General features: G+C 59.9%; 16 protein-coding genes. 10 read left to right on the top strand and 6 right to left on the bottom strand.

Going from position 1 to position 16,109, the window contains the following annotated elements; all coding sequences use genetic code 11:
* The first annotated feature begins 174 nt into the window (after positions 1–174).
* The 4 genes from purU (at position 175) to AC13EY_RS10735 (ending at position 3,097) form a co-directional block, all read left to right on the top strand.
* A complete protein-coding gene (gene purU / locus AC13EY_RS10750; RefSeq protein WP_088273637.1) occupies positions 175–1,026 on the top strand; it encodes a formyltetrahydrofolate deformylase in 852 nt (283 codons plus the stop codon).
* Positions 1,027–1,132: 106 nt separating this feature from the next.
* Positions 1,133–1,546, top strand: a complete 414-nt coding sequence (locus tag AC13EY_RS10745; RefSeq protein ID WP_088273638.1) for a CBS domain-containing protein — start codon at positions 1,133–1,135, stop codon at positions 1,544–1,546.
* Entirely contained in the window at positions 1,543–1,701 is a 159-nt protein-coding gene (locus tag AC13EY_RS10740) for a hypothetical protein (RefSeq protein WP_228247322.1), read from the top strand. Before AC13EY_RS10745 ends, AC13EY_RS10740 begins: the two co-directional genes overlap by 4 nt.
* A 148-nt stretch (positions 1,702–1,849) precedes the next feature.
* A complete protein-coding gene (locus tag AC13EY_RS10735; RefSeq protein ID WP_482876480.1) occupies positions 1,850–3,097 on the top strand; it encodes a cyclic di-GMP phosphodiesterase in 1,248 nt (415 codons plus the stop codon).
* A gap of 57 nt (positions 3,098–3,154) precedes the next feature.
* Here the strand turns inward: AC13EY_RS10735 and ahpF are convergent, their stop codons facing one another.
* Positions 3,155–4,738: an alkyl hydroperoxide reductase subunit F gene (ahpF, locus tag AC13EY_RS10730; protein ID WP_482876465.1), complete on the bottom strand. Its 1,584-nt coding sequence runs from the start codon at positions 4,736–4,738 to the stop codon at positions 3,155–3,157.
* A 102-nt stretch (positions 4,739–4,840) separates the two neighbouring features.
* Positions 4,841–5,404, bottom strand: coding sequence for an alkyl hydroperoxide reductase subunit C (ahpC, locus tag AC13EY_RS10725; RefSeq protein ID WP_228247305.1), 564 nt, complete (start codon positions 5,402–5,404; stop codon positions 4,841–4,843).
* Positions 5,405–5,676: 272 nt separating this feature from the next.
* Between ahpC and moaC the strand changes: the two genes are divergently transcribed.
* From moaC to AC13EY_RS10695, 6 genes are all read left to right on the top strand, one after another.
* Positions 5,677–6,156 carry a cyclic pyranopterin monophosphate synthase MoaC gene (gene moaC, locus AC13EY_RS10720; protein WP_088273642.1) on the top strand — a complete coding sequence of 160 codons (480 nt, stop codon included), beginning with the start codon at positions 5,677–5,679 and terminating at the stop codon, positions 6,154–6,156.
* Positions 6,153–6,401, top strand: coding sequence for a MoaD/ThiS family protein (locus tag AC13EY_RS10715; protein ID WP_228247306.1), 249 nt, complete (start codon positions 6,153–6,155; stop codon positions 6,399–6,401). The genes moaC and AC13EY_RS10715 overlap by 4 nt, the downstream gene beginning before the upstream one ends.
* A gap of 1 nt (position 6,402) precedes the next feature.
* Positions 6,403–6,858: a molybdopterin synthase catalytic subunit MoaE gene (moaE, locus tag AC13EY_RS10710; protein WP_228247307.1), complete on the top strand. Its 456-nt coding sequence runs from the start codon at positions 6,403–6,405 to the stop codon at positions 6,856–6,858.
* A gap of 12 nt (positions 6,859–6,870) precedes the next feature.
* The gene (moaA, locus tag AC13EY_RS10705; protein WP_338212762.1) at positions 6,871–7,866 is read left to right on the top strand and encodes a GTP 3',8-cyclase MoaA; all 996 of its coding nucleotides are present in this window, start codon (positions 6,871–6,873) and stop codon (positions 7,864–7,866) included.
* 94 nt (positions 7,867–7,960) lie between these two features.
* Positions 7,961–9,343, top strand: coding sequence for an oxygen-independent coproporphyrinogen III oxidase (hemN, locus tag AC13EY_RS10700; protein ID WP_088273645.1), 1,383 nt, complete (start codon positions 7,961–7,963; stop codon positions 9,341–9,343).
* Positions 9,344–9,575: 232 nt separating this feature from the next.
* Complete coding sequence (locus AC13EY_RS10695; protein WP_482876468.1) at positions 9,576–11,447, top strand: methyl-accepting chemotaxis protein; 1,872 nt, start codon at positions 9,576–9,578, stop codon at positions 11,445–11,447.
* On the opposite strand, the gene AC13EY_RS10690 is transcribed toward AC13EY_RS10695, so the two are convergent.
* The 4 genes from AC13EY_RS10690 to bfr all read right to left on the bottom strand — a co-directional run bounded on the left by AC13EY_RS10690 (position 11,444) and on the right by bfr (position 15,806).
* Positions 11,444–11,911 carry a (2Fe-2S)-binding protein gene (locus AC13EY_RS10690; RefSeq protein ID WP_228247311.1) on the bottom strand — a complete coding sequence of 156 codons (468 nt, stop codon included), beginning with the start codon at positions 11,909–11,911 and terminating at the stop codon, positions 11,444–11,446. The genes AC13EY_RS10695 and AC13EY_RS10690 overlap by 4 nt on opposite strands.
* Positions 11,908–14,166 (bottom strand): xanthine dehydrogenase family protein molybdopterin-binding subunit, encoded by a 2,259-nt coding sequence (locus AC13EY_RS10685; RefSeq protein ID WP_482876470.1) that lies wholly within the window; start codon positions 14,164–14,166, stop codon positions 11,908–11,910. The genes AC13EY_RS10690 and AC13EY_RS10685 overlap by 4 nt, the downstream gene beginning before the upstream one ends.
* Positions 14,163–14,945, bottom strand: a complete 783-nt coding sequence (locus AC13EY_RS10680; RefSeq protein ID WP_482890414.1) for an FAD binding domain-containing protein — start codon at positions 14,943–14,945, stop codon at positions 14,163–14,165. The genes AC13EY_RS10685 and AC13EY_RS10680 overlap by 4 nt, the downstream gene beginning before the upstream one ends.
* Before the next feature lie 396 nt (positions 14,946–15,341).
* The gene (gene bfr / locus AC13EY_RS10675) at positions 15,342–15,806 is read right to left on the bottom strand and encodes a bacterioferritin (RefSeq protein WP_482876474.1); all 465 of its coding nucleotides are present in this window, start codon (positions 15,804–15,806) and stop codon (positions 15,342–15,344) included.
* Positions 15,807–16,109 lie beyond the last annotated feature (303 nt).

The following is a 16,109-nucleotide window of genomic DNA, read 5'->3' as shown; positions in this document are numbered from 1 at the left end:
GCGGAGGTTTGTCGGCAGATCGAATGATGAGTGACGCCTTAAGGACATAATCCTTCGCACTCTTCATCTGTTTGTGGCTGCATGCGCTCTGCGCAGCGGGTAAAATGCCGCGGCCCGGTCTTCATCGCTGGCGTGTTGCCGTTGCGGGCGGTTGGCTAATACACAGGAGAGAAAATGCGTACTTTCAGGCTGGTAATCGCGTGCCCCGATCGTGTCGGGATTGTTGCCAAGGTCAGTAATGTTCTGGCGACCTATAACGGCTGGATTACCGAGGCGAATCACCACTCCGATAATCTTTCTGGCTGGTTCTTCATGCGCCATGAAATTCGTGCTGATTCCCTGCCGTTTGATCTTGAAGGTCTACGCACTGCCTTTGCACCCATCGGTGAAGAGTTTCAGATGGACTGGCGGGTCAGTGATTCTGCAGTGCGCAAGAAAGTGGTTTTGATGGCAAGTCGCGAGTCCCATTGTCTGGCCGACTTGTTGCACCGCTGGCACAGTGGCGAGCTGGATTGTGATATTACCAGCGTGATTTCCAATCACGATGACTTGCGCAGTATGGTTGAGTGGCATGGTATTCCATTCCACCATGTGCCGGTCGACCCTAAAGACAAGGAGCCGGCTTTTGCCGAAGTTACTCGTCTGGTAGAAGAGCAGCAGGCCGAATGTATTGTGCTGGCGCGTTACATGCAGATTTTGCCGCCGCAATTGTGCGAGCGTTACGCGCACAAGATCATCAATATTCATCACAGTTTTCTGCCATCGTTCGTTGGCGCTCGTCCATATCATCAGGCCGCCCAGCGCGGGGTCAAGTTGATCGGAGCGACCTGCCATTACGTGACCGAAGAGCTGGATGCTGGCCCGATTATTGAGCAGGACGTGGTTCGCATCACTCACCGAAATAACGCCGAAGATATGGTTCGCCTGGGCAAGGACGTCGAGAAAATGGTGCTGTCGCGGGGGCTGCGCTATCACCTCGAGGACCGAGTGCTGGTGCATGACAACAAGACGGTTGTATTCAGCTAGTCCTCTCCCGACGCGTATTGGGGCCACAACCTTTGATTGGCATCACTGTATGCATTGTTCTGTGGCCTGCTAAGCTGGTAAAGGAGAAACCCGAGCAGGAGGCTGTATGCTGAAATCCGTAAAAGTGCGCGATTATATGACCACGGATCTGGTTACCTTCACGCCAGACATGGACTTGTTTCGTGCGATCGACAAGTTGTTGATGCATCGTATTTCCGGGGCGCCGGTGCTGGATGAGAATGGCTATCTGATCGGGTTGCTGTCGGAAGGGGATTGCCTCAAAGGCATTCTGGCCGGCAGCTATTTTGAGGAGGCTGGAGGGTCGGTTGCCTCTGTGATGACCACAGTTGTCGAGACCATTGATGCCGATGCGGATATCGTAAAGGCAGCTGAGCACTTTATTTCCCAGCGACGCAGACGTTTGCCGGTTGTCGATGAGGGGCAACTGGTTGGTCAGATTAGCCGGCGCGATATTCTCAGGGCAATGCAGACCTATAACCAGCATGGTGCGCCAAAGTGATTGAGGATGACGATGAGGGGTTCGATCCCCTGGAGGCGGGTTCGGCAGTGCTGCCGCCAACGCTGGGCGAGGGCTGCCTGACCCGCTTCGACCCCGATCGGCTGAACGAGAACATGGGAACGGATTTTGGCGCTGCCTGCGAGCTGGAGGCCTGACTGCCGTCAACCCGTGTTTGTTTTGCCGCGTATAGGTGCAACTGGCATAATGCTGGCGCTGGTCGTGGAGTTCTGGTTCAGCTCCCGACTTTCGTGTTTGTTCAGCAGGGAGCGCGAGAGTCCTGACGCCCGGAGACTACAGTTGTCGATGCTGAAAAAGATTCCTACCCAATCCCTGCGTGTTGGCATGTATGTCGACAAGTTCTGCGGTTCCTGGCTGCAGCATCCGTTTTGGAGCAAGAAGCTTCTGATTGAGGATGTACGCACGCTCAACACTATTTTGCAAAGCTCGATTACTGAAGTGATTATCGACGTCAGCAGAGGTCTGGATGTCGAAGTGGCTTCATCGCCTGATATTCCGACGTCTGCCGATGCTCCCTCCGAAGTGGAGATCGCTGTGGCCGAGGTTGAGGCTGCAAGTGCGTCAGGTTCAGCGCCGAGCGACAGGGTAGCCAGGACCCCGATGGCCGATGAAGTGCGGCGTGCCCAGCAGATATTTCGCAACGGTAAACAGGCAATCCAGGACCTGTTCAAGGACGTACGTCTGGGCAACGCCATCACGACTGACGGGTTGCACGATCTGGTCAGCGAGATGAGTCTGTCGCTCAGCCGAAACCCCCATGCCTTGATCAGCGTTGCCCGAATCAAGTCCAAGGATGAGTACACCTATCTGCACTCCGTTGCCGTAGCTGCTCTGATGGTGGGTATGGCTCGGTTGTTGAAAATGCCGGAAGACCAGGTGATGGAAGCGGGTATGGCGGGCTTGCTGCATGACATGGGCAAGGCCGTCATGCCTGAAGCGGTGTTGAACAAACCGGGCAAATTGACCGATGAGGAATTTGCCATCATGCGTTCTCACCCGGCCGAAGGGCACAAATTGCTGCTCGACTGGGACGGGGTACCGGATGCGGTGCTGGATGTATGCCTGCATCACCATGAGAAAGTGGATGGTACCGGCTATCCCGAGCGGCTGGCCGGGGAAAATATTTCCCTGTTGGCGCGCATGGGTGCGATCTGCGATGTCTATGACGCGATTACCTCAAACCGCCCCTACAAGGCGGGCTGGGATCCGGCCGAGTCCTTGAGCCGGATGGCCAGTTGGAAAGGCCATTTTGACCCGGTGCTGTTCAAGCTGTTTGTTCGTATGTTGGGTATTTATCCGGTCGGCTCCCTTGTGCGGCTTGAGTCCGAGCGTCTGGGAGTGGTTGTAGAGCAGGGTACCAGTTCCCTGCTCACGCCCAAGGTCAGCGTATTCTATTCGGTGCGTTTGAAGCAGGGATTACCGGTTACCCTGATTGATCTGGCCGACGCCCATGAAACGGATCGAATCATCGGACGAGAGAGCCCGGAAGACTGGCCGTTCAAGCACCTGGATCGCTTGTGGCTGCCCGACTGAGCGAATTGCGCGCACAAAAAACCGCCCATAGGGGCGGCTTTTTGTGCGGCTCAGACATCAGGCCAGTTCAGCTTCTTCCTTCTTCGCAGCCGCCGGATCCGGGGTGCGGATCAGGTGGTCGAAGGCTGCCAGGGCTGCGGTGGATCCGGCACCCATGGCAATGATGATCTGCTTGAACGGCACGGTTGTGACGTCGCCGGCAGCAAATACGCCTTCCAGGTTGGTCGAGCCGCGGCTGTCGATCTCGATCTCGCCGAAGCGGGTCAGGTTCAGATCGCCGCCCTTGAGCCATTCGGTGTTCGGTACCAGACCGATCTGGACGAAGATACCGGCAACGTCGACCTGCTTGAGCTCGTCCGTGGTGCGATCCTTGTAGGTCAGACCGACAACCTTGCTGCCATCGCCACGCACTTCGGTGGTCTGGGCGTTCTTGATGATCTCGATATTGGGCATGGAACGCGCCTTGCGCTGCAATACTTCATCGGCGCGCAGGGTGTCGGCGAACTCCAGCACAGTTACGTGCTCCACGATGCCGGCCAGGTCAATCGCTGCTTCGATCCCCGAGTTACCGCCGCCGATGACGGCAACGCGCTTGCCCTTGAACAGCGGACCGTCGCAGTGCGGGCAGTACGCCACGCCCTTGCCGCGGTATTCCTGCTCGCCCGGTACGTTCATCTCCCTCCAGCGCGCGCCGGTAGCAAGAATGACCGTGCGGCTGCGCAGGGTGGCTCCGCTTTCCAGGCCGATCTCTACGTAGTCACCGGTTTCCAGGCTGGCAGCTTTCTGCTCGGTGATGACATCCACCTCGTACTCCTTGACGTGCTGCTCCAGGCTGGCAACCAGCTTGGGGCCTTCGGTGTAGGGCACGGAGATAAAGTTTTCGATGCCGACGGTGTCCATCACCTGGCCGCCGAAGCGCTCGGCAACGATACCGGTACGAATGCCTTTGCGGGCCGCGTAAATGGCAGCTGAGGCACCAGCCGGGCCGCCACCTACGATCAGTACATCGTACGGCGCTTTCTCGTTCAGCTCGGCAGCCTTGCGCTTGGTCGCACCGGTGTCGATCTTGTTGACGATCTCTGCCAGTGTCATACGGCCCTGACCAAAGGGTTCGCCGTTCAGGTAAACCGACGGCACGGCCATGATCTGGCGCTGCTCGACTTCGTCCTGGAACAGGGCGCCATCAATCATCACGTGGGTGATGTTGGGGTTCAGCACGGCCATCAGGTTCAGCGCCTGGACCACGTCCGGGCAGTTCTGGCAGGACAGCGAGATGTAGGTCTCGAAGTGAAACTCGCCGTCCAGGTTGCGGATCTGCTCCAGCAGGGCAGGGTCGGCCTTGGATGGGTGACCGCCGGACTGCAGCAGTGCCAGCACCAGTGAGGTGAACTCGTGGCCCATCGGGATGCCGGCGAAGCGGATGCGCGGTGTTTCACCGGCGGCGCCTACCGCCATGCTCGGGGTACGCTTGTCATCAGCCGAGACCAGGCCGATCTTACCGGACATCTCCGCGATTTCGACCGCGAGTTCATGTAATTCTTTGCCCTTGGGGCTTTCATCTACGGACACGCTGATTTCGATCGGGTTAACGATGTGCTGCAGGTACGTGTCCAGTTGTTTCTTCAGGTTGGCGTCCAACATATGCGTGTCCTTTGAAAATGGGGTCAAATTTCGGGCATAAAAAACCCGGCCCGCCGACTGCGAGCCTGTGGCTGCGCAGCGGGCCGGGTCATCAGGCCGATCTTAGATCTTGCCTACCAGGTCGAGAGAGGGAGCCAGAGTGGCTTCGCCTTCTTTCCACTTGGCCGGGCAAACTTCGCCCGGGTGAGCTGCAACGTACTGGGCAGCTTTGATCTTGCGAACCATGTCTTCGGCGTTGCGGCCAATGCCTTCGGCAGTGATTTCAACAGCCTGAATGATACCCTGCGGGTCGATGATGAAGGTGCCGCGGTTGGCCAGGCCCTGATCTTCACGCAGGATTTCGAAGTTGCGGCTGATCTGCATGGTCGGGTCGCCGATCATGGCGTACTGGATCTTGCCGATGGTTTCGGAGCTGTCGTGCCATGCCTTGTGGGTAAAGTGGGTGTCGGTGGAAACCGCGTACACTTCAACGCCCATTTTCTGCAGCTCGGCATAGTGATCAGCAACGTCGCCCAGCTCGGTCGGGCAAACGAAGGTGAAGTCAGCCGGGTAGAAGAAGAAGACGGCCCACTTGCCTTTGACGTCGGCTTCAGTCAGATCGAAGAACTCGCCATTCTTGAATGCAGAGGCTTTGAACGGTTTGATTTCGGTGTTGATAACAGACATGTAGAACTCCTTCTTGAGTCGTTTTCGTCGATGGTTGAGAAGACAGGAGCTATGGTATGCGCCTGTGTTAAATACTTAAAATAAATTTCAACTAAACCGTGAATAGCTTTTCGCTATATAGGTGCGCTATGAACAATTTCAAGCGATCAGCGTTCACGGCCTGAATTGTGCGTCGGGATGTGTGACCGTTGCAGGTGCAGTTGGTTCTTCGGGCTGTCAGCGGCAGAGGATTGCAGTAAAGTAGCCAGCGAATACGCAACCGGACCTACTTTATGCTTACTCACCTGGACGCACAAGGCCGCGCCAGCATGGTCGATGTCACCGACAAGGCCGTTACCCATCGCGAGGCGGTCGCCGAGTCGCTGGTACGCATGCGCCCGCAGACGCTGGAATTGATTCAGAGTGGTGGTCACCCTAAAGGTGACGTCATGGCCGTTGCCCGCATCGCCGGCATTCAGGCGGCCAAGCGTACGTCCGACCTCATCCCCCTGTGCCATCCACTGATGCTTACCAGCGTCAAGGTAGAACTCGGCATCGAAGCGCCTGACGCGGTGCGCATTCAGGCGCGCTGCAAGCTGGCCGGTCAGACTGGTGTCGAAATGGAGGCGCTGACAGCGGTCAGTGTCGCCGCACTGACGCTGTACGACATGTGCAAGGCAGTCGACAAGGGTATGGTGATCGAGAGCACCCGGCTGCTGAGCAAGAGCGGTGGAAAGAGCGGTGAGTTTCAGGCGGAGGCGGGTAGCGCGTGATAGAGCTGCAGTTTTTTGCCCGTTACCGGGATGTGCTCGGCAGCAGCGGGGAGCAACTGATGTGGACCCCGGAGCTGGGCACCCTTGAAGACCTTCGGCAGCTCCTGCTGGCCCGTGGTGAGGCATGGCAGGTACTTGCCGAACCCCGCCTGATGTGTGCGCGTAACCAGGAGTTGTGCACCCTTGACGAGCCACTGGCTGACGGTGATGAGATTGCCTTCTTTCCGCCAGTGACGGGTGGTTGATGTGTTGATCGAGGTGCAGCAGGCCCACTTTGATCCGGGCGAACGGCTCAATCGTCTGCATGCGGACCATCTGGGCGTGGGCGCCGTGGTCGGCTTTGTGGGTTATGTGCGCGACTATAACGAGGGTGATCCGGTGTCCGGCATGTGGCTTGAGCACTATCCGGGCATGACGGAAAAGGCACTGACCGGTATCGTCGAGCAGGCGCAGACCCGCTGGCCGCTGCTGGACGTGCAGGTGTTGCACCGCGTTGGCCAGCTTGAACCAGGTGAGCCGATTGTGTTTGTTGGTGTTGCCAGCGCCCACCGCCAGGCAGCCTTTGAGGCTAACGCCTTTATCATGGACTACCTCAAGACCCGCGCGCCGTTCTGGAAGCGCGAAGCGACGCCGGATGGCGAGCGCTGGGTTGATGCACGCGATAGCGACGAAGTTGCGCTTTCGCGCTGGAAAACAGATTAGTCGGAGCCTTGGATGACACAGTCGATATTGCAGGACGGTCTGGGGAGAAAGATAGAATATCTCCGTATTTCGGTGACAGATCGCTGCGATTTCCGCTGTGTTTACTGTATGGCCGAAGATATGACCTTTCTTCCCCGCCAGCAGATTCTCAGTCTTGAGGAGATTGAGCGTTTGGCGCGGTTGTTTGTCGCCCGGGGCGTTCGCAAGATCCGGCTGACCGGAGGCGAGCCGCTGGTGAGGCGTGGCGTGGTTGACCTTTGTGCCCGCATCAGTGCCCTGCCGGGGCTGCGCGAACTGGTGATGACCACCAATGGCTCGCAGTTGACCAGGCTGGCCCGGCCGCTGGCCGAGGCCGGCGTTAAGCGGCTGAATATCAGCCTCGACAGCCTCAATCACGAACGCTTCAGGAGTATTACCCGCACGGGTGACCTGCAGCAGGTGCTCGATGGTATCGAGGCTGCGCGTGACGCCGGTTTTGAGCGGGTCAAGCTCAACACGGTGGTGCTCAAGGGCCGCAACCACGATGAGGTGCAGGCGCTGGCGGCCTACGCGCTGGAGCGGGGTTTGGACATCACCTTTATTGAAGAGATGCCGCTCGGTGAGGTCGGGCGTGAGCGGGGCGAAGCCTACTGCTCAAGCGACGAAGTGCGCAGCCTGCTGGCGGAACGCTACCGCTTGATCGACAGTGCTGAAAACTCCGGCGGCCCGGCGCGCTACCTGCGAGTCGATGGCTACCCGGACAGTCGCATCGGATTCATTTCACCGCATTCGCACAATTTTTGTGACACCTGTAATCGGGTACGTCTGACCACCGAAGGGCGCCTGCTGCTTTGTCTTGGACACGAGAATTCGCTGGATATGCGCGCCCTGGTCAGGCGTCATCCGGAGCATGACGAGCCGGTCAGCGAGGCTCTGGAACGTGCCCTGCAACACAAGCCGGCGCGGCATGAATTTAGCGTGGGTGGTGAGGTTCAGGTGTTGCGTTTCATGAACGCGACCGGCGGCTAGGATGCGGCCACGGGTCTATTGACGCTGGTCAAAACCTGGTTTGCCTGGCCGGCGTAGGCTTTGTTCCATGCCAGAGCAAAGCCGGAGTTTCCCCATGCTGCCCACTATTCGTTGGGATGCCGATCTGATTCGACGCTACGACCATGCTGGTCCGCGTTATACCTCCTATCCCACCGCCGTGCAGTTTCACGACGGTGTCAAACCGGCAGACTTTCTGCACGCCATCGACGCCTCCCGTGAGGCCGGTCGGCAACTTTCGCTTTACGTACATGTGCCGTTTTGCGCCAACATCTGCTACTACTGCGCCTGCAACAAGGTGATTACCAAAGACCGCAGCCGGTCGCGCGAGTATCTCGCCAGCCTGCAGCGCGAGATGGAGCTGATCAGCGCTCATCTGGGCCCGGATCAGGTCGTTGAGCAGCTGCATTTTGGCGGCGGGACGCCCACCTTTCTCAGCCATCAGGAACTGCGCGAGTTGATGGCCGGGTTGCGCAGTCGGTTCAGCCTGCGTGACGACGATATCGGTGACTACAGTATCGAGATCGACCCCCGTGAGGCCGACTGGGCGACCATGGGGCTGCTGCGCGAGCTGGGCTTCAATCGTGTGAGTTTTGGCGTTCAGGATCTGGACCCGGAAGTGCAGCGTGCGGTCAACCGTCTGCAGACGCTGGAGCAGACCCAGGCCGTGATGGACGCCGCGCGCACGCTTGCCTATCGCTCGATCAACATCGACCTCATTTACGGTTTGCCCAAGCAGACGCCGGAGAGCTTCGCCCGCACCGTTGAGGCGATCATCGCACTCAAGCCTGACCGGCTGTCGGTGTTCAACTACGCGCATCTGCCGGAACGCTTCATGCCCCAGCGCCGGATCAACAGTGCCGATCTGCCTAGCCCCGCGCAAAAGCTGGAAATGTTCGAGAACAGCGTGCGTCAGCTGCTGGCAGCGGGGTATCGCTACATTGGTATGGATCACTTTGCCCTGCCGGACGACAGCCTCAGCATCGCCCAGGAGAACGGCGAGCTGCAGCGCAACTTTCAGGGTTACACCACGCACGGGCATTGCGATCTGATTGGTCTGGGCGTCTCCTCAATCAGTCAGGTCGGTGATTTGTACTGTCAGAACAGCAGCGACCTCAAGGTCTATCAGGAGCGTTTGCAGGCGGATGAGCTGGCGACCCAGCGTGGTCTCGTCTGCCATTCCGACGACATCATTCGGCGGGCGGTTATCAGCCAGCTGATCTGCCATTTCCAGCTGCAGTTCAGCGATATTGAGGCGCGCTTCGGGATCGACTTTCCCGAGTACTTTGCCTCCTGCCTGCCGATGCTTGAGCAGATGGCCCGTGATGGGCTGATCATCCTCACACCTGGCGGGATTCGGGTTATGGCCGCCGGCCGGCTGCTGGTGCGCTCGATTTGCATGCTGTTCGACGCCTATCAGAGTGACACCAGCCAACAGCGCTTCTCGCGCATTATCTAGCTCAACACACGGCGCCCTGCGACGTCAGCAGGGCGAGCGTTTTCGACAGCGTCACCGGCTGTGCTGTCGAGGCGCTCTGGCTGGCGTGTATCGGCGATGAGATGGCAGTCTGCTTGCAGCAAAATGGCATTTCGTCATCTAACCTTGAAAAGACGGTCTGTATCGCCGGAAATCAAGTTTCCGTCTGGCGGGACGACATACAGTTTCAGACCCCCTTTTCGAAGCAAAACCGATGCCTACCAGACTCAGCTTCAATCAGAAGATCCTGCTGGCCGCTTCCCTGGTCGTGATTGCGGCCTTTTCGGCCTTCTCTGTCTATAACGATTACCTGCAACGCAAGACTCTGCAGGCCAATCTGCAGACGTATCTGACCGACGCCGGGACGCTGACGACGGACAATATCAGCAACTGGTTGTCCGGTCGTATTTTGTTGCTGGAGAATCTGGCACAGAATATCCAGAGCGAGAGTCCGGACCGGCTGGTGCCGTTGCTCGAGCAGCGCACGCTGGCTGAAACCTTCGATTTCAGCTACCTCGGTGCCGCCGATGGCGCCTTTACCATGCGGCCTGATTCCGAAATGCCGGCGGACTACGACCCGCGCTCGCGGCCTTGGTTCAAGGGCGCGCGTGAGGCCGGCAGGACCATCCTGACCAGCCCTTACGTCGATGCGGCTACCGGCGCACTGATCATGACTATTGCCACACCGGCAGGGGCGGGCGTGGTTGGCGGCGACCTTAACCTTCAGACCATTTCCCGGATTATTAACGCTCTGGATTTCAATGGCATGGGGTATGCGTTCATGGTCAGCAGTGATGGAACCATTCTGGTGCATCCCAATGCCGACCTGCAGATGAAGACCCTGAGCGAGATCTACCCGCGGAACACACCGCGCATCGAGCGCAGCCTCAGTGAAGCCGAGCTGGATGGTCAGCCGCGCTTACTGACGTTTTTGCCGGTCGTCGGATTACCCGGTGCCGACTGGTACGTCGGCCTGTCGATTGACCGTGACAAGGCTTTCGCCAGCCTTGCCCAGTTTCGCTATTCAGCGCTGCTTGCGGTTATCGTATCGGTGGTGATTATTGTGCTGCTTCTTGGCGTGCTGATGCGCTACCTCCTGCGTCCGCTGGTTTCGCTGGGAGCGGCGCTGGAGAATATCGCCGAGGGCGAGGGTGACCTGACCCGTCGCCTGCCTGTCACCAGCCAGGACGAGTTTGGTCGGTTGGCCAACGCCTTTAACCAATTCGTGCAGCGTATCCACGAGTCAATCAGCCAGGTGGCCAGTACCAGCAGTACGCTGCACGACGTTGCGCGGCAGGTGGTTGATGCCTCCAATGCCAACATGGCCAGCTCTGACGAGCAGTCCAGCCGGACCAACAGCGTGGCGGCGGCTATCAATGAGCTGGGTGCGGCGGCGCAGGAAATAGCCCGCAATGCGGCGGATGCATCCGCGCAGGCCAGTCAGGCGCGCCAGGGAGCGGAGCAGGGATCGGCAGTAGTCAGCCAGTCGATTGCTGCAATGCAGGAACTGTCGGCCAAGATCAGTGAATCGAGCAGAACGATTCAGTCACTCAGCCACAAGACCGAGGACATAGGTCGCATTCTGGAGGTGATTCAAAGTATCTCCGAGCAGACCAACCTGCTGGCGCTGAACGCGGCCATCGAGGCGGCCCGTGCCGGTGAGGCAGGGCGCGGGTTTGCGGTGGTTGCCGATGAGGTGCGCAACCTCGCACACCGCACCCAAAGCTCCGCCCAGGAAATTCACGACATGATCGAGAATCTGCGCACCGACGCCGGTGCAGCGGTCAGCATCATGACCGACAGTCAGCAGTACAGTCAGCACAGCGTCGAGGTAGCGGGGCAAGCCGGCACCCGGCTCAGCGAGATCACCCACGGTATTGGCGATATCGACAACATGAACCAGTCGGTTGCTGCCGCAACCGAGGAACAGACCTCGGTAATTGAAAGTCTCAACGTCGACATCACCGAGATCAACACCCTCAACCAGGAGGGAGTTGATAACCTGCAGGCGACCCTGCGTGCCTGTGCCTCACTCGAGGATCAGGTCACCCGGTTGAGGCAGTTGGTGGGCAGTTTCCGTATCTAGGTTGCCAGCTCGGCAATCGCCTGCCGCAGCCCGTTGTAACCGGTGCAGCGGCAGAGATTGCCGTGCAGGGCCTGTTCGAGCTCAGCGACATCCGCAGCGGGGTTGTGGCGAAGAGCGGCGGTCAAGCTGCTGACAATGCCGGGGGTGCAGTAACCGCACTGCAGCGCGCCGGCATTGACCAGTGCGGCGCTGATGTGCTCGCACAGCGGGTCCTCGCGCAGCCCTTCAATGGTCTTTACCGTGCGCCCCTGCACCTGACAGGCAAGCAGCAGGCAGGCGGGTACGGAGTCTCCATCAACCACGACGCTGCAGGCACCGCAGCGACCTATGCTGCAACCTTCCTTCGGTCCGGTCAGCCCCAGATCCAGGCGCAGTATGTCGAGCAGGCGACGGGCGGCCGGTACTTCGAGCGTCTGCTCCTGGCCATTGACGGTGAAGTGCAGGGTAAAGAAGACGTCGTTCACGGATGTAGCTCCTGCATGGCTGCAAGCAGTGTGGTTGGTTCTACCGGCAGGCGCTCCGGGCGTACGCCGATGGCGTTCTCGATGGCGGCGGTGATGGCCGGGCTTATCGCCTCGATGCCCAGTTCGCCGATACCGCGTACCGGGTAGCTTTCTCCGCCGAGAATGCCTTCTATGACGTCGACCTGTTGCTCGGGAGCGTCGGCCAGTGTCGGGATGAGATAGGCGTCGAGGTTGTCCAGCAGGTACTGACCGTCCTGCATGGGCACGTCCTCAAGCAGCGTCATGCCCATGCCCATGATGGCGGCCCCTTCGATCTGGCCGCGGTAGCTGGGCGGGTGGATAACCCTGCCGCCGGCGGTGATATGGTGCAGTCGCTCGACACGAATCCGCCCCGTCAGCCGGTCGACAGCCACGTGCGCAACGGTGGCGATGAGCAGTTGCAGATAGCGTCCGCGCGGGGTGGCATCCGGGCCGGTCGGGAAGTCGAAATGTACATTCAACGTGACAGGCGTGCCTGCGCCAGCCAGTTGCGGGTAGCTGATGACGAGCTCTCCTGACTGATCCCGCAGTCCGCCGGGGCCGGGTTGCAGCCCCGGTGTTGCCGGTGGTGCCAGACTGGTCAGCAATGCGCGCCATTGCGGCTGCAGGCGGCGCAGGGCCTCCACCGCGATGATGCTGCTGCGTGAGGCGCTGGTCGGGCCGGAGTCGGGGCCGCTGGAGTCGCCCAGACGGATATCCAGATCCTCCGGTGCGCAGTGCAGGTAGTCGCAGGCCAGATTCCGGATTGCTGCAATTACGCCCTGACCGTACTCGATGAAGCCGAATGCCAGTTCGATGCGGCCATCGTCAGTCAGGGTCAGGCGCGCGCCGCCGGCGTCGGGTAACCCGTTACCCAGGCCATTGCCCTGTGCACCCATCGCCATGCCGACGCCGGTCACCCAGCGGCTGTCGTCGGTACTGCTGGCGCTGGCCCACAGGGGGGATTGCAGCGCCGCATCTAGCAGCAGTCGGGGATCGCAGGGCTGCTGCTGGGTCTGGCCCTCGACGCCGGGGTCCTGCGGTGTACGCAGGTTGCGCCGGCGCAGTTCGGCCGGGTGTAAACCGGCGGCGTGGGCCAGCCTGTCCAGCTGGCTTTCTACCGCAAAGGTCGCCTGGTTGCCGCCGAAGCCGCGGAAGGCGCCGGCAACACCATTGTTGGTATGCACCAGTTGACCGCTCACGCGGATATTGGGGATACGGTACAGCGGCGCCGCGGCGTGATCGGTCAGGTTGGTGAGGACCGCAGGACCCAGGGTGGCATAGGCACCGGTGTCGAGTACCGCGTGCAGCTGGTGGGCGAGGATGCGACCCTGCGCGTCACAGCCGGTGTGGGCAACGAGTTCAACCGGATGGCGCTTGATGCCGGCGATGGTCGATTCGCGGCGATCGAAGTGAATGCGTATCGGGCGTCCGGTGCGCAGTGCGAGCAGTCCGGCGGACGGCTGCATGGTCAGCTCGTCCTTGCCGCCGAAACCGCCACCGGTCGCCAGGCCGATTACGCGTACCTTATCCGGCGGCAGGCCGAGAATGCTGGCCAGTTGTTCGCGGTCTCGGTGGGCGCTTTGGCAGCCCACCCGGAAGGTCAGCCCACCGATCTCATCGGGCACCACCACGCCACCCTCGGTCTCCATGAAGACATGCATCTGCCGCGGGGTGCGGTAGTGACCTTCCACCACGAATGCACAGGCGGCGAAGGCTGCCTCGACGTCACCGTGTTCGATCAGGGAGCTGTCCAGCAGATTGCCATTGGGGTGCAGCGCCGGCGCGCCATCGGCCAGTGCCGCGCTCGGGTCATTGACCACCGGTAGCTCGGCGTAGCGCACCTCGATGAGGCTGAGCGCGTGTGCAGCGATCTCGGGCGTATCCGCCGCGACCGCCGCCAGCGCATCGCCGAGGAAGCGCACGTGATCCGTGCAGAATACCGGCTGATCGCGAAATACGATGCCGTAGTTATTGGTGCCGGGAATATCGGCTGCGGTCACCACCGCGTGTACGCCGGGCAGCGTTCGCGCGCGCTCGACGTCGATGCCAAGCAGACGGGCGTGTGGCAAAGCGCTGCGCAGAATGCGGCCATGCAGCAGGCCAGGCCAGTCAAGTTCGTCGGTGGGGTAGCGCAGTTCGCCACGCACCTTCTGGGTGGCGTCAGGGCGCGGCTGCCAGCGCTCGGCGAAGGTGTCGGCGGTAAGAGGGCGTGGCGTGAATGCGGTTGTGTTCATGCGTGGCTCCCGTGCCATTGTGCCTGGACAAGATTGGCCGCTATCTGCAAAAGCGGTTGCTCGGCCAATTCGGGAAGGTCTGCGGCCAGCAGGGGCAGCAGCGTGCGGGTCGTCAGCGGCTGGTCGGCGGTTGCCGCAAGGGCTTGTTCGCAGGCTCGCAGACGACGGGGTCGCAAGCTTGCGCCGCCGGCAGCCAAGCGCAGATCCGGTTGTGGCTGCCATTGCCAGCTGCTGGCGATATTCAGCAGTGGCGGGTTGAATGCGCTGCGGCTGGCCAGCTTTTCCATGTGCAGATGTTGCTGCGGTTGCGGCAGTGGCAGGCGAACCCGGGCTATCAGGGCATGCGCTGGCGGGGCGGTCAGCCAATCGGCCAGCAGTGTTTGTTGATCCGCGCCGTTTTCGTCCAGCCAGTCAAGTCGGGCGTCGAGTACCAGCAGGGTAGGCAGCAGGTCGCCGGCAAAGCCGATATTGCCCGCGAGGGTGGCGATATGCCGAATGCCGGGTGCGCCAATCCCGAGCAGCGCCGTTTCAAGCACGGGCAGCTCTGCACACAGATCCGGATTGCGCGTCAGCTCCGATAGCCGGCTCAAGGCACCAAGGGACCAATGGTCTGCGGCCCGATGGCAGCCGTGCAGTGTGTTTATCGCATTCAGGCTGACCACATGCTCTGGCCACCTGCCGGTTTTGTTCCAGCCGAGTTGCAGCGCGCTGGCTCCGGCCATATAGGGCGCGCTGTGGTATCTGGCGAGTGCACAGGCTTCTTTGGCGCTGGCGGGCATCAGTATCCGTGTCTGACGACGATCTGGGCAGGTACCTGAGGTCACTAGAGTACTCCAATTGACTGGAGCTGCTGGCAATGCAGAAAAGGTGCCATGCCGGCTGCATCGGCTGGCTGTTGCTGCAAATTCCTGTCTGAACGGTCAGTTTTGAGGCTTGGGTTGAAAGAGAGGCTTCTGATCCGTGGTCCGCACTGGACGATGCCGGTGCAGAGGGGGTATTCGGCTTCACCAGGCTGGTGCACTAACGAATATTAGTTCGAATTCCGAAAATGCTGACCTTGTGGTCTGGAAATGAAAGGCACCGCCGGGGAAGCAGATGCAGTGCGGTGCTAGGGGGGCGAATGGCCGCATGACGCCTGCCAGCGTCAACTGGCAAGGCTGTGGCGCGGCGTCAGATTACATTTGCGATTGCAGGTAGTTCTGTTCACCAACCATCTTGATCAGGCGCAGTTGCTGCTCCAGCCAGTAGGCGTGATCCTCTTCGGTATCTGCCAACTGGACTTCAAGTATTTCCCGCGTCTGGTAGTCGCCGACACGCTCGCACAGGGCAATGGCGTTAGCCAGGTTCTCGCGTACCTCATATTCCAGCTTCAGGTCTGACTCGAGCATTTCCTGCACGGTGCTGCCGGGGGTGATGGGCGAGGGCCGCATGTCCGGCTTGCCTTCAAGAAACAGCAGGCGCTTGAGGATAGCGTCGGCGTGCTGGGTTTCTTCTTCCATCTCATGGTTGATGCGCTCGTACAGCTTGGCATAGCCCATGTCTTCGTACAGTCGCGAATGCAGGAAATACTGATCCCGTGCGCCAAGCTCACCTCGCAACAGATCGATAAGACAGCAGACGACGTCCGGATGGCCTTTCATGGCGGGTACTCCACTGACATTAACGTTTGACTGGACATTGTGCCCAAGCGGACCGCTCTTGTCATCCGTTTGTGCAAAAAAAACCAATCATTACAAGGGGTTATTGGTATGTTGGTCGTAGAGAAAAGCATAAGCAGAGGCATTTGCGTACGCGAACTTTTCTCGCCTGACCGGCTTGTGACAATGGAAAGTAAAGCAGAAGGGAGCGAAATTGGAGCGGGTGAAGGGAATCACCCACGGCAACCAACCAATTGATTAATAAAGATTTTTTCTGGTTACCCAAGCCAGAAATGGCCTCTAAGC

Source organism: Halopseudomonas sp. L-58, from assembly GCF_056859475.1.
This window is presented reverse-complemented; position numbering and strand designations above follow the sequence as displayed.

What these genes read in the sequence shown, in the direction of transcription:
- purU (WP_088273637.1), top strand. Translation starts at nt 175, where the DNA reads ATGCGTACTTTCAGGCTGGTAATCGCGTGCCCCGATCGTGTCGGGATT.
- AC13EY_RS10745 (WP_088273638.1), top strand. Translation starts at nt 1,133, where the DNA reads ATGCTGAAATCCGTAAAAGTGCGCGATTATATGACCACGGATCTGGTT.
- AC13EY_RS10735 (WP_482876480.1), top strand. Translation starts at nt 1,850, where the DNA reads ATGCTGAAAAAGATTCCTACCCAATCCCTGCGTGTTGGCATGTATGTC.
- ahpF (WP_482876465.1), bottom strand. Translation starts at nt 4,738, where the DNA reads ATGTTGGACGCCAACCTGAAGAAACAACTGGACACGTACCTGCAGCAC.
- ahpC (WP_228247305.1), bottom strand. Translation starts at nt 5,404, where the DNA reads ATGTCTGTTATCAACACCGAAATCAAACCGTTCAAAGCCTCTGCATTC.
- moaC (WP_088273642.1), top strand. Translation starts at nt 5,677, where the DNA reads ATGCTTACTCACCTGGACGCACAAGGCCGCGCCAGCATGGTCGATGTC.
- moaA (WP_338212762.1), top strand. Translation starts at nt 6,871, where the DNA reads ATGACACAGTCGATATTGCAGGACGGTCTGGGGAGAAAGATAGAATAT.
- hemN (WP_088273645.1), top strand. Translation starts at nt 7,961, where the DNA reads ATGCTGCCCACTATTCGTTGGGATGCCGATCTGATTCGACGCTACGAC.
- AC13EY_RS10695 (WP_482876468.1), top strand. Translation starts at nt 9,576, where the DNA reads ATGCCTACCAGACTCAGCTTCAATCAGAAGATCCTGCTGGCCGCTTCC.
- AC13EY_RS10685 (WP_482876470.1), bottom strand. Translation starts at nt 14,166, where the DNA reads ATGAACACAACCGCATTCACGCCACGCCCTCTTACCGCCGACACCTTC.
- AC13EY_RS10680 (WP_482890414.1), bottom strand. Translation starts at nt 14,945, where the DNA reads ATGCCCGCCAGCGCCAAAGAAGCCTGTGCACTCGCCAGATACCACAGC.
- bfr (WP_482876474.1), bottom strand. Translation starts at nt 15,806, where the DNA reads ATGAAAGGCCATCCGGACGTCGTCTGCTGTCTTATCGATCTGTTGCGA.